Origin of the sequence: Psychrobacillus sp. NPDC093180 (assembly GCF_044754065.1) — a bacterium.
Lineage (GTDB): Bacteria > Bacillota > Bacilli > Bacillales_A > Planococcaceae > Psychrobacillus.
Genome location: NZ_JBIVOJ010000008.1, coordinates 97,858 through 111,175 on the forward strand (window position 1 = coordinate 97,858; position 13,318 = coordinate 111,175).

Here is a 13,318-nt window from a genome sequence, read left to right on the forward strand (position 1 = left end):
GCTGCTCCCCATTTAAATTGGGAGCAGCTTTTATATTTGTATCCCCCTAAGTATAGCTTTCGTAAATTTTCTACTCTCTTCTAAAAGTTCGTAGCCATCTTCGAATAATTGCCAGTCATATAAAGTCCCACGCATGCAACGGGTAATAAGCATTGTCACTTCATTGGAAGTAAGATCTATAGTTACTTCCTTATTTTTTTGTGCTTCTGTAACTAATGACTGAATAATTTTGTATAGCTTTCGATCGGTATTTGTGAAAAAGTTATTTTCAGCTTGAATAAGGCCGCTCATATAGACTGTCCGCATGAGATCTTTACCTAATTCATCTCGTAAGTAAATCATTTGAGATTCGATTAGACAGAGAATTTTTTCTTGGAAAGTTAACTCTTGCGAGAGTGTTTCAAAAAAATCCGCATAGAAATCGTCTATTTCTTTAAATTTCTCCAGAAACACATCATATTTAGAAGGGAAGTATACATAAAAAGCCCCTTTAGATACGCCGGACTTTTTTACAATTTCATCGACTGTGACACGGTCAAATCCTTTTTTACTGAATAGTTCCAGTGCAGTTTCTAATATTTTTTTCTTCGTTTGTAATGCTTGTTTTTGCCTGGGGGTTAATTGTTCCGTTAACAATTTATTCTTCACATCCTTAGTTACTAGTATAAATTAATTACAACATTCTTAAAATACAGAAAATTCATTGACATAAGAAAAAGGTTAATTTAATATAATGACTATAGTCAATGACTGTAGTCATCTAGTTCTATTATAACTAAATGTAAGCGTTTTATAAATGAATATATAAAGGAAGTGGAAACTGATGGATATAATAGGAAATAAAACATTACGTGATTTATTGGACGAAAAAGTAGGTATGCATCGCGATAAGACCTTTCTATTATTTGAAGATAAAGAGGAGAAAAGAATGGAGTTGACGTACGGAGAGTTTGCTTCCCAAGTGAACCGACTAAGTCAGGTTTTCCTCAAGTTTGGTGTAAAGAAGGGTACCCATGTCACACTGCATCTTCCCAATAATCTGGAGTTCATTGTTTCATGGTTCGCATTAGCTAATATTGGAGCAATTATGGTGCCGACCAATATATTATCAACCGCCAATGAAATGGAATATATATTAAATCATTCAGAATCTGTATTACTCATAACAGAAGAAGAATATGTAGAAAAGTTTGAGAAGGTTCGCAATCAGTTGCCTTATTTACAGCAAATCTTACTAGCAAGATATAACGGAGAAAAGTATAAAGAACAAAGTTTAAGTCGGTTAATAAATGCGGCAAAAGACGAAGCTCCAACTATTCCACTAGATTCAGAGGATGTTGCAGCGATGCTTTATACATCAGGCACCACCTCAAAACCTAAAGGTGTTCAAATTACCCATGCAAACTACATTTTTACTGGGGAAGTAATGTCGAAATCGATACGCTTGAGTCCGGAAGATCGTCAATTCCTTGTCCTTCCTCTATTTCATGGGAATGCGCAGTACTACTCGACCATGTCAGCTTTAGTAGTAGGAGCGAGTGTTGCATTAACAGAGAAATTTAGTGCTTCTAGATATTTCAAACAAGCCATAAGACTCGGTGTTACGGTAGGCTCCTTATTTGCAGCACCGATTCGCATGATACTCGCACAAAAGTATGATCCCTTAGACAAGAATCATTCTCTCCGTATAATTTGGTTTGCCCAGATGGTATCTGAGAATCAGTTGGAGCAATTTGAAGAAAAGTTTGGTGTTTCTTTGCTTCAAATGTATGGAATGACGGAAACAGTTGGAGTACCGCTAATGAATCCACTGGATGGTATTCGTAAAAACTTGAGTATTGGTAAGCCGACTATTGGGTATGAGGTATTAGTTGTTGATGAGAACGGTAATGCAGTAGCGAATGGTCAAGTAGGTCAAATTATTGTAAAAGGGGTTCCCGGGCGTACGCTTATGAAAGGCTATTTTAAAAATGAAGAAGCCACAAAAGAGACGCTTCAAAATGGATGGTTGCATACTGGGGACAATGCAAGAATTGGGGAAGACGGCTATTTCTATTTTGTAGACCGAATAAAAGATATGATCAAACGTTCTGGAGAAAACGTTGCCGCAAATGAAGTAGAAAGTGTTCTAGCAATGCATCCAAGTGTGTATGAAACGGCTGTAATTGGAATTCCGGATGATATGCGCGATGAAGCGATTAAGGCATACGTTATTTTACACCAGGATAAACACGTAACAGAGGAGGAACTACTTACATTTTGTCGCGAGCGTTTAGCGAAGTTTAAAGTTCCAGATTCAATCGAATTTACGAATGAGTTTCCGCGAACATCTGTAGGAAAGATTCAAAAACATATTCTTAGACTGGGGACATCAAAAGTGAATATTTAAGTAGAAGGAGGAGATTTAATGAAGAAAAATCGAGTTCTATTTGCAAGTTTGGCAGGATCGGTAATTGAATGGTATGACTTCTATTTGTATGGTACTGCAACTGCTTTAGTATTTTCTACTCTCTTTTTTCCGAATCATGACCCAACCGTTTCTGTTCTAATTGCATTCGCAACGTTTGGAGCAGGGTATGCCGCAAGACCAATAGGAAGTATTATTTTTGGACATATGGGAGATAAAATTGGTCGAAAGGCGACCTTAATGATCACGTTAATTGGGATGGGAGGAAGTTCCTTCTTAATCGGTTTGCTGCCTACGTATGCGCAAATCGGGATTTGGGCGCCTGTTATTCTCGTTGTACTTAGACTCCTACAAGGAATTGCCCTGGGAGGGGAGTGGGGAGGAGCAGTCCTTTTGGCAACAGAAAGTGCACCTAAAGGTGTTAGGGGACTTTACGGATCTATCCCACAATTAGGTGTGCCGCTTGGTTTAGTTGCAGGTACATTCAGTTTTACGATAATTAGTTCACTTACAACGAATGCACAGTTTTTAGCATGGGGCTGGAGAATTCCTTTCTTATTCAGTATTGTACTAATCGGATTGGCTCTTTGGATTCGTAGTGGTATAGATGAAACACCTGCTTTCCAAAAGCAAAAGGATAGCGGAGAAATTGTGAAAATTCCAATTGTGCAAACGTTTAAAACGAATTGGAGAAACTTATTACAAATAATTGGATTGAAAATTGGAGATGGGTTCTTTAATGTATTTCTCATGTCCTATGTTCTTGTTTTTGCTACGACGTATTTAGGTTACTCAAGAGATACTGCATTACTTGCATTAACTATTAGCTGTGCGACGATGCTCTTAACCATCCCAATAATGGGGTATCTTTCAGACTTTATAGGACGAAAAGTAATCTACATTGGTGGAGTAGTGCTAATGTTATTACTATCTGTTCCTTATTTTGTATTGGTAGGGCAAAGTGTTACATTGTTCTTTATCATGCAAGTTGCACTTCTAGGTGTAATTTGGGCTGCTATTTTTGCTACACAAGGAACATTTTTCTCAGAGCTATTCCCAGCTAATATCCGGTATACAGGTTTGTCATTCGGATATCAATTTGCCGCTGCAATCGTTGGATTTGGACCGATGATATGGACAGCGATGGCTGCGAAATACGGTGCAAACTCCTGGGTATTCGGTGGATTTATGATGGGCGGACTAGCTATTTCACTAATTATTGCTTTGTTTACCGCTGACACTAGAAAAGTAACACAGTATGAAGAATTAGAGGAATTAGAAATAGAACAGGCTACTTCGTCTAAATTAGTAGATTCATTAACTTTGAATAAAACGGTGAAGGAATAGTAAAAAAAAATGAAAGAAAAATTCCAGGTTAGCATTATGCCATCCTGGAATTTATTTTGCATGGAGTAATATTTAAGTTTTACACATACCTCGAACTATTCGTAATGGCCATCGCTTGGCTAATCTTCTCACCAGTTTCTTGTAAAAGCGGTAAAAACTCATCACGTAGTACTTCTTTAGAAACACGCCCTGCGTGAACAGAGCAGTTAAAGGCAGCGAAGACTTTGCCAGTTCCATCACGTAGAGGAACGGCAATAGAACGAAGCCCCTCTTCTAGTTGTTGGTCGACGCCACCCCAACTTTGCTTCCGTACATCCTCTAATATAGTTAGTAATTGTTCTTTATCCACAATTGTTTTGTCCGTAAACTTCTCGAAGTCCATTGAATCTAAGTACTTTTCTAGCTTCTCCTGTGGTAAATATGCTAAAAGAACATGCCCCATAGATGTTGCGTAAGCTGGTAGGCGCGAACCAACGTCTAAATTGATGGACATAATTCGTTTAGTAGAGACGCGTGCCACGTAAATAATATCTGTGCCATCCAAGATTGAAATGGAGCATGATTCTCCTGTTTGATTGACAAAGTCACGCATAAATGAGTGCGCGATACTCCAACTATTATTGGATGATAAGTAAGCGTAACCCAAAGAAAGTGTACGAGCTGTCAATGTAAATACACTGTTGTTGGATTCTGCAAAACCAAGATGCTCAAGCGTCAGTAATATCCTGCGAGCGGTAGGTCTGCTAAGTCCAGTTAGTTTAGAAACATCACTTATTGTAAGTGCTTGGTTCTCCTGTGAGAAAGCCTGTACTACTTGTAGACCACGTTCTAATGATTGTATGTAGTCTCCTGACTGTTTGAAATTATCTAATTTTTCTATTGACAAGTATATTACCCCTTATGATAAAATGAATTTGTACGAATAAGGTATTACTGTACGTATATCGTACATAATTTAAACGTTTTTTGCAAGTATTCTTTGAATAGTTTTTAATTTTTTTAATGAAAATGAATGCGCTTACAAAGAAGATGGGGAAATTAATCAAATTTGAGGGGGAAATTAAAATGGCAGAAGTAGCGGTAAAAAATGCAAGAGTATTAGAGGCTTATGAAGGATTCGTAAAACATATGAAAGCGTTTTTAGATGAGCAACAGTTTAATCATGAGGAATATACAAACTTCGTAAAATGGGCAGATCGTTTAGGTAGAAGTGGTGAAATTCCATTGTTCTTAGATGTTTTTGTAGAGACATACGTATTGGAAGCAAAATATAAAAATTCTCCAGGAACAGAGCCATCTTTACTTGGACCTTACTATGAAGAAAACTCACCTGTACTAGAAGGTTCTAAAGTCGTTATTCCGCAGCGTCCTAATGAGCCAGGAGACAAATTGAAATTTTTCGGAAACGTTAGCTCTGTAAATGGACCGATTGGAAAAACGAAAGTTGAATGGTGGCAAGACGATGCAGATGGATTATATTCTAACTATGATTCTACTGCACCAGAGTTCAATTTAAGAGGACAGTTCTTCACAGATGAGAATGGAGATTTTGAAGTAGAGTCGATCGTTCCAATTCCATATCAAATTCCAACAAATGGTCCTACTGGCGAATTTACTTTTGCTGCAGGATATCATGCATACCGTCCTGCGCATATTCATATCAAGTTCGAGCATGAAGGACATGAAACGTTAATAACACAAGTGTTCTTTGAGGGAGATCAATGGTTAGAAACAGATGTTGCTGGTGGTGTTCGTTCATCCCTTACAACTAAGCTGATTGATAAAGGTGACCATAAAGAAGCTAGCTTAAACTTTGTTATGCGAACTGAATAAACCAATAATTCTATAGCTATCGAGTATATCTTGATAGCTATTTTTATTAGACTTTTTAAAATATTTTGGTATGATAAAAATATAAATGTACGTATAAGGTAAAGTTGTACGCATTACGTACCGTATGAGGGGTGAGAAAATGGAGTTTTACAAAGTAAATATTAATGGAAATTCTATTCAAGTCGCTGATTATCCAGGGGAAAAAGGACCGATTATTGCAATCCATGGGCTAACTGGCACGCATAAGAGCATGCATTACTATGCAGAAAAGTTAAAAGGGGAGTATCGTTTTATTTCTGTTGATTTGCGTGGTCGTGGAAATAGTGATGAGACAGATGCAGAACCTTCTATTTTCAAACATGCAGAAGATATGATCGGTTTAATTAATGAGTTAAAAATTGAAAATCCAATTCTATTAGGATATTCAATGGGGGCTTTTATATCGGCAATTGTTGCGAGTCGTTTGAAGTCAGTACAAGGTCTAATATTACTAGATGGTGCTGCAAAAGCTACAGAACATCAACGAGCGATTGTACAACCTTCCTTAGGAAGAATTAGCAGAGAATTTACGTCAAAGGAACATTACGTAGAAGAAATAAAAAAAATATATACAAACTTAGGCGTCGAGTGGAATGAAGTATTACAAGAAGCAGTCGAATACGAGGTAGGACCAGTAAATGATCACTGGGAAAATAAATCGACAGAAGCACGAATCGTTGCTGATTTTAATAGCTTCTATACTTTTAGTCCAAAAGAGATTTGTTCACAAATTGAATGTCCAGTATTGCTCGTTTATGCAAAAGGCAATATTGGCTCGATGCCACCGCTCTTTTACATAACAGATTATGAAGAAACTAAGGAGTATACAAAGCAAATCGAAACAGTTGTCTCGGAATGTAACCATTACACAATGGTGTTTGAAAAACGGGAGGATATAAATAGCTATATAGAAACATTCTTAGCGAAAATTAAATAGGGGTGGAAATGATGAGTAAAGGGTTGGCCTATTTTAAAGAGGTATACGATGAAGTTCCAGGATGGGTGCAGAAAATGCATGACTATAGCCCGGTTGTACTGGATCATTATACGGGCTTACGTGGAGAAATCATGCAAGACGGTGCATTATCTAGAAAAGAAAAGGATGTTCTCTTAGCGAGTATGAACGCAGCTAGATTGTATGCACGGAGCATGGGATATCACACGAAAGGCGCGATCGATTTTGGTTCGACGATACCTGAGTTAGTGGAATACTTTTTAGTTTCCTACCTATATGGAGGAACAGCTGCATTGAAAGTGTCACTTGAGGGACTGGCCTATGCTTTGGAGTTAAAAGGAGTAAAGGTAACCAAACCGCAGGAGAATCCTGATTCACTTGAAGAAATATTTGAGACGATTATTAAGTGGTTAGGTAGTGAGGAAACTAGCTTTGTAGTAGATTCCCTTGCAATCATTCAAAGTGGTGACAATGAAAAAATAGAAGAAAAGCTTCTTGGAGAAGGCCATGTGTCTACGCGTATGAAGCATTTAAATATGGTTGGAAATTATATTACACAATTACGTGGAGCGGATGCAGTTCCTTGGATAGAAAAAGCAAGAGCAGTAGGCGTAACGGAAGCAGAGCTTGCGGATGTTGGTTATATTTGCGTGTTAACGGCAGGCATTCCGGCATGGTTTGAAATAAGTGATTCATTAAAGTTGGCTACTAAGTAAGGAGAGTTCAATATGTCAAAGGTTATCAGTGATGTTCAGGATGCTTTAGCTTGTGTAGAAAGCGGTCATACAATTTTAGTAGGCGGTTTTGGTTTAGTGGGGGCGCCTCTTTCATTAATAGAAGGACTAACAGCAAAAGATGTAACGGATTTAACGATTGTTAGTAATAACTTGGGTGAATCAGGAAAGGGTCTTGGTATTTTACTAAATCAAAATAAGATAAAAAAAGGAATTGGCTCTTATTTTACGAGTAACAGAGATGTCGGTGATAAGTATCAAAAAGGAGAAATCGAGTTAGAATTGCTGCCTCAAGGGACATTAGCCGAATCTTTACGTGCAGGTGGCGCTGGTCTAGGTGGTTACTACACAACAACTGGTGTTGGAACGGATCTAGCAAAGGGAAAAGAAGAGCGAGAGATTGATGGAGTGAATTATATTTTCGAAAAGGCTATTCGTGCAGATGTTGCACTTATTCGTGCACATAAAGCAGATACGCTTGGCAATCTCGTTTATTACAAAACAGCGCGTAACTTTAACCCGCTAATGGCAACTGCTGCGAAGAAAGTAATTGTGGAAGTGGATGAAATTGTAGAACCTGGGGCGTTAAATCCAGAAGAAATCGTCACACCATTTTTGTATGTCGATACAATCATTCAAGCGCAGCAAGTATTGACGAAGGAAGGGGTTGTGAACAGATGACTACATTGAGTAAAACAGATATGCAACATTTAATCGCAAAGCGTGTAGCGGCCGAACTCGAAGGACCTTGCGTTGTGAATTTAGGAATTGGTATTCCTACGCTTGTTGCGGAATATATGGATGCAGAGGATATTTATATGCATACGGAAAACGGTTTGCTCGGAGTAACAGACGTGGAAGAAGCTGATATCGATCCAAACCTTGTAAATGCAGGAAAGTTACCGGTTGGGGAAGCAATTGGTTCTTCTTTCTTTAATAGCTCTGATTCCTTTGCGATGATTCGCGGGGGGCATGTGGATGTAGCAATTTTAGGTGCACTTCAAGTCGATCAGACAGGTGTTATTGCAAACTGGGCGGTTCCAGGAAAGAATATTATGGGCGTTGGCGGGGCGATGGATTTATTGGTCGGTGCAAAGAAAGTGTTTGTAACGATGAGCCATACATCTAAGGATGGTAGCAGCAAATTGTTAAAAGAGTGTACATATCCAATTACCTCGACAAGAAGCGTTGATATGATTTTTACGGAACTTGCGGTATTTGAAGTAGTGAATAAGCAATTGAAGCTTGTTGAGCTAATGCCAGGTGTCACGATCGAAGAAGTACGAGCAAAAACGGAAGCTGAATTTATACATTAAATCGAAGAGGGGTGGTTGTAAATGAAAATACGTTCTTTTGATGTTTATATAGTAGATTTACCAACTATTCGCCCGCACCAATTGGCCATGCATACGATTGTTTCTCAATCGATTGTTGTAGGTCATGTTACAGATGAGGAAGGCCGTGAAGGATGGTCTGAAGTGGCGACTATAGGAGGAGCTTCTTATGGAGAGTCGACACCTGAAGCGATTAAAGCAAATATTGATACGTATATTGCACCACTAGTAATTGGGAAGGATCCAGTTCATTTTGACAAGATCATGTATGAAGTTTCACAGCAAGTAAGAGGCAATAATTTTGCCAAAACGGTTGTAGAAACAGCAATTATCGACTTAGCCGCGCGTAGTAAAGATGTGGCAGCTTTTGAATTATTCGGTGGCCAGATTCATACTTCATTGCCAATTGCTTGGACGCTAGCAAGTGGAGAAACAGCAAAAGATATTGAAGAAGCGAAAGAATTTTTACATCAAAAACGCCATAATATTTTCAAATTGAAAATAGGAAAGGGCGATCCATTTAAAAACGTCGAGCATGTTCGGAAGATTAAACAAGCAGTAGGAGACGAGGCGCGAATTACGGTCGACATTAATCAAGCGTGGGATGAGGATACAGCAAATTATTGTATCGCTGCTTTAGAAGATGGCGGTGTTTCGATGGTGGAACAGCCGCTACCAACATGGAATTATGAAGGAATGGCAAGATTGACAGCTCGTTTCAAAGTACCGATTATGGCAGATGAAGCTGCAAATAGCGTACAGGATGTGTTCCAAATTTCGAAACACCGTGCAGGAAATTGCATCGCTTTGAAGCCTTGTAAAGCAGGGGGGCTAACCCAAACGAAGAAAGTAGCTGGAATAGCGGAAGCAGCAGGAATTGGATTATATGGTGGCACAATGATCGAGTCTAGTTTAGGAACAGCGATTTGTGCGCAACTTTATGCGACAATTCCAGAGATGAAATTCGGAACAGAAATATTCGGTCCTTTATTATTTCAAGATGACCTTACGTTAGAGCCTATTAAGTTTGAAAACTTTCAAGTCATTATACCGAATGGACCCGGTTTCGGAGTAGAAATTGATCGCGAAAAAGTAAAACATTATGCGAGAAGTCTTTAAGGTGGAGAGGATTATATGAAGAGTGTTGTAATCGTAGACGCAGTTCGTACGGCAATAGGAAAACTTGGTGGTAGTATTGGCAATGAAACAGTAGATTTCTTAGGATCACACGTAATAGACGAATTAATTCGTCGCACAGAATTAGATAAGACTGCCGTAGAAGAAGTGATATTAGGTCAAGCAAAACAAAGTGCAGATGTATCCAACTTAGCAAGAGTAGCGATGCTTCGAGCTGGGCTTCCTGTAGAAATTCCTGGATATACAATTCATCGTCAATGTGGTTCAGGCGTGCAAGCAGTAAACTCTGCGGCACAACAAATTCAAACAGGACTAAGTGATATTATCATTGCTGGTGGAGCGGAATCAATGAGTACTGCACCGTATTATGTGAACAGTGTACGCTTTGGTACTAAGTCCGGTGACGTCTCCTTAAAAGATCCGAATACCGCAAGTCAACCAGGCTCTCAGCCAAGAGAAACTTATGGCGATTTAAATATGGGAATCACAGCAGAAAATGTTGCAGAGAAATATGGTATTTCCCGAGAAGCACAAGATGAATTTGCATTAAGCAGTCAAGAAAAAACAAAAAACGCGATTGAAAAAGGCTATTTTGAAAAAGAGATAGCACCTTACCCTGTGAAAACACGTAAAGGAATTGTAGAGTTTAAAGTCGATGAGCATCCAAGGGAAACAACCTTAGAGAAATTGGCAACACTTAAACCAGTGTTTAAAGAAGGTGGCACGGTAACTGCAGGTAATGCCAGTGGTCGTAATGACGGAGCGGCAGCATTGCTAGTAATGTCGGAAGAGGAAGCGTTGAAACGCGGATATAAACCAAAAGCACGTATAATTGCCCAAGCTTCTGTAGGATGTGCACCGGAGTTAATGGGGATGGGACCTGTATATGCGATGCAAAAAGCATTGAAGCAAACTAATTTATCGATGGCGGATCTAGATGTAGTAGAGTTGAATGAAGCTTTCGCTGCCCAAGCCGTTGCATGTGTGAATGAGTTAGGACTAGATTACGATAAAGTGAATCCAAATGGTGGAGCCATCGCAATGGGCCATCCAATTGGCGCAACGGGTGCAATATTATTGACGAAGTTAGTGCACGAACTAGAACGTACTGGTAAGAAATATGGTGCGGTGACGCTCTGTATCGCTGGCGGTATGGGTATTGCAACTATTATTGAGAATATGCAAGTTTAAAGGAGGGCTGCTTAGGCAGCTCTTTTGTTTTGGGAGAGAATTGATTTCCCTTAGCCATTATTTCTATTAAATTTATACATTCTTATACTGGAATTGTTCCAAAAATTAAGCCATTTTTCAAAACAGATTTTAATTGTTTTGGAAGGTGGCTTCTTTTTATTTAATTAGAATGTTTGTTTTTCGAAGTTTTTGGGCAAGACTGTGACGAATTAAAATGTTTAACAGTTTACTTGCAAAGGAGGAGTTTTATTTTGATGTTTAGAACATTTTTGTTCATTGTGCTTATAACTTTTTCGACGAACACAGTAGCACAAGCAGCGGAACTTATGCCTATGGGCGCAGGTGGAGACAATATGGAAGTTTTCTATAATTTTCCGATAGAAAATGATGTACCATTTCAATATGCTTTAGATCTTGGATTAGTTAACTATCCACCAGTGGATCTGCAAGTAGAGCCTAAAGTATATCAGGTGATGCAAGGTGATAATTTGTTTCGAATTGCACTAAAGCATAATATTCCATTAGAGTCTCTAGTTGAGTGGAATAACTTGGCAGGAGATACAATACATCCTGGTGATGAATTGATTGTGAGCGGGGGTGGCGTGGAAGTGGAAACTGTTCATGAGAAGCCTGATAGGAAGGTGGCGGCTGTATCCACTCCAATTGTGTTACCCCCACCAGTTGAAAAAACGGAAGTAGTGGAAGTGAAGGAAGAAAAAGTAGAAGCTGCAGAGGAACAAGTAGTAGATGAAATGACCGTTACAGCTACTGCTTACACTGCATACTGTCCAGGCTGTTCCGGAACGACTGCATATGGAATTGACTTGCGTTCCAATCCAAATCAGAAAGTGATTGCCGTAGACCCGAGAATTATTCCACTTGGGACAAAGGTTTGGGTGGAAGGCTACGGAGAGGCCATTGCCGGTGATACAGGTGGAGCTATTAAAGGTCATAAAATTGATGTATTCATCCCATCTTATGATAGTGCGATGGAATGGGGAGTCAAAAAAGTAAAACTTAAAGTACTCAATTAATAAGTAAAACCTATGCGGTGTGCATAGGTTTTTTTATATGGTAATTGTATTGAGAATATTATAATTATAGTGCATAATGAGAAAATTAATGAGTTAGCGAGGAGATGTGCTTATATGTCTATTAATACGGAAGTTAAAGTGAGATTGAACCAACAACATAAACAACTTGAAAACAGAGGTTGTTTGTTAGTGAAATGTCCAGATAAACCAGGGATTGTATCTATACTATCTACATTTTTACATAATCATGAATCTAATATTATTGAGTCAAGCCAATACTCAAGTGATCCGGAGAACGGAATCTTTTTTATACGGATCGAGTACCATCGTGATAATTTGCAAAAAGAGAAGAAAAGAATGGAAACGGAATTCCGAGATATTGCGGCAGCTCATCATATGGATTATAACTTTTCCTATCGAATTGAGCGAAAACGATCCGCGATATTTGTTTCCAAAGAAATACACTGCTTGATGGAGCTTTTGTGGGAATGGCAAAATGGAGATTTAGAGACTGATATCGTCGTGGTTATTAGTAATCATGAAGACGCACGTCCTATCGTAGAGTCGTTAGGAATCCCGTTTCATTACATACCGGCAAATAAAGATATTAGGAAACAGGTGGAAGAAGAACAAATACGCTTGATGGACAAGTATGAAGTCGACTTGTTAATCTTGGCGCGGTATATGCAAATCTTAACTCCAGACTTTGTTCGCCACTTTGAGAGCCGAATCATTAATATCCACCATTCCTTTTTGCCTGCATTTATTGGAGCGGGGCCATATGAGCGAGCGTACGAGCGTGGTGTAAAGTTAATCGGTGCGACTTCGCATTATGTAACGAATAATCTTGACGAAGGCCCGATTATCGAGCAGGATGTTGAACGAGTTGATCATCGGGATGATGTCACCAATCTAAAGAAAATTGGACGCCAAATTGAGCGACGGGTACTTGCTAAAGCGGTGAGATGGCATTTAGAGAATCGCATCATTGTAGAGGGAAATAAAACGATTGTGTTTCATTAAAAATAGATCCAGGTTGGGGACGATTATTACTCGTTTCAAACCTGGATTTTTTTGTCCGAAAAGATGGAAGATTTGTTTAGTTGGAATTTTGAGGTGGTTAGTTGGAAAATTCACTAGTTTAGTTGGAATTTTGGTGAATTTAGTTGGAATAATCGTGATGTTAGTTGGAAAAGGATAATTTCATCACCAAAAGCCGATAATCTTTTCATTCTGTTCATCGTTCACCCTCGACACCGTATTCCATCCATATTCTCTCTAAGGAAGAAACTAACCTTAACAAAAGC

Annotated in this window: 13 protein-coding genes; 11 read left to right on the forward strand and 2 right to left on the reverse strand. The window is 38.8% G+C overall.

Annotation, left to right across the window (positions count from 1 at the left end; genetic code table 11):
• Positions 1-30: 30 nt before the first annotated feature.
• Positions 31-636 (reverse strand): TetR/AcrR family transcriptional regulator, encoded by a 606-nt coding sequence (locus ACIP9W_RS13395; protein ID WP_400790193.1) that lies wholly within the window; start codon positions 634-636, stop codon positions 31-33.
• Between the two features lie 187 nt (positions 637-823).
• Between ACIP9W_RS13395 and ACIP9W_RS13400 the strand changes: the two genes are divergently transcribed.
• Together ACIP9W_RS13400 and ACIP9W_RS13405 are read left to right on the forward strand one after the other, a co-directional pair.
• Positions 824-2,389 (forward strand): AMP-binding protein, encoded by a 1,566-nt coding sequence (locus tag ACIP9W_RS13400; protein ID WP_400790196.1) that lies wholly within the window; start codon positions 824-826, stop codon positions 2,387-2,389.
• 18 nt (positions 2,390-2,407) lie between these two features.
• Positions 2,408-3,754, forward strand: coding sequence for an MFS transporter (locus ACIP9W_RS13405; protein WP_400790199.1), 1,347 nt, complete (start codon positions 2,408-2,410; stop codon positions 3,752-3,754).
• Positions 3,755-3,833: 79 nt separating this feature from the next.
• Here the strand turns inward: ACIP9W_RS13405 and ACIP9W_RS13410 are convergent, their stop codons facing one another.
• Positions 3,834-4,640 (reverse strand): IclR family transcriptional regulator, encoded by an 807-nt coding sequence (locus tag ACIP9W_RS13410; RefSeq protein ID WP_400790202.1) that lies wholly within the window; start codon positions 4,638-4,640, stop codon positions 3,834-3,836.
• 179 nt (positions 4,641-4,819) lie between these two features.
• Here ACIP9W_RS13410 and ACIP9W_RS13415 point away from each other — a divergent pair, with 179 nt between their 5' ends.
• From ACIP9W_RS13415 to purU, 9 genes are all read left to right on the forward strand, one after another.
• Positions 4,820-5,587: a dioxygenase family protein gene (locus ACIP9W_RS13415; protein WP_400790204.1), complete on the forward strand. Its 768-nt coding sequence runs from the start codon at positions 4,820-4,822 to the stop codon at positions 5,585-5,587.
• Positions 5,588-5,699: 112 nt separating this feature from the next.
• Positions 5,700-6,563 carry an alpha/beta fold hydrolase gene (locus tag ACIP9W_RS13420; protein WP_400790525.1) on the forward strand — a complete coding sequence of 288 codons (864 nt, stop codon included), beginning with the start codon at positions 5,700-5,702 and terminating at the stop codon, positions 6,561-6,563.
• A gap of 8 nt (positions 6,564-6,571) precedes the next feature.
• Positions 6,572-7,297, forward strand: coding sequence for a carboxymuconolactone decarboxylase family protein (locus ACIP9W_RS13425; RefSeq protein ID WP_400790207.1), 726 nt, complete (start codon positions 6,572-6,574; stop codon positions 7,295-7,297).
• Positions 7,298-7,309: 12 nt separating this feature from the next.
• Positions 7,310-7,996, forward strand: a complete 687-nt coding sequence (locus tag ACIP9W_RS13430; protein ID WP_400790210.1) for a CoA transferase subunit A — start codon at positions 7,310-7,312, stop codon at positions 7,994-7,996.
• On the forward strand, positions 7,993-8,631 hold the full coding sequence (locus tag ACIP9W_RS13435) for a 3-oxoacid CoA-transferase subunit B (protein WP_400790213.1): 639 nt from the start codon (positions 7,993-7,995) through the stop codon (positions 8,629-8,631). The genes ACIP9W_RS13430 and ACIP9W_RS13435 overlap by 4 nt, the downstream gene beginning before the upstream one ends.
• A 21-nt stretch (positions 8,632-8,652) precedes the next feature.
• Entirely contained in the window at positions 8,653-9,768 is a 1,116-nt protein-coding gene (locus ACIP9W_RS13440; RefSeq protein WP_400790215.1) for a muconate cycloisomerase family protein, read from the forward strand.
• A 15-nt stretch (positions 9,769-9,783) separates the two neighbouring features.
• Positions 9,784-10,977 carry a thiolase family protein gene (locus tag ACIP9W_RS13445; protein WP_400790218.1) on the forward strand — a complete coding sequence of 398 codons (1,194 nt, stop codon included), beginning with the start codon at positions 9,784-9,786 and terminating at the stop codon, positions 10,975-10,977.
• A gap of 254 nt (positions 10,978-11,231) precedes the next feature.
• Complete coding sequence (locus tag ACIP9W_RS13450) at positions 11,232-12,011, forward strand: 3D domain-containing protein (protein ID WP_400790528.1); 780 nt, start codon at positions 11,232-11,234, stop codon at positions 12,009-12,011.
• A 114-nt stretch (positions 12,012-12,125) separates the two neighbouring features.
• Entirely contained in the window at positions 12,126-13,034 is a 909-nt protein-coding gene (purU, locus tag ACIP9W_RS13455; protein WP_400790220.1) for a formyltetrahydrofolate deformylase, read from the forward strand.
• Positions 13,035-13,318: the final 284 nt, after the last annotated feature.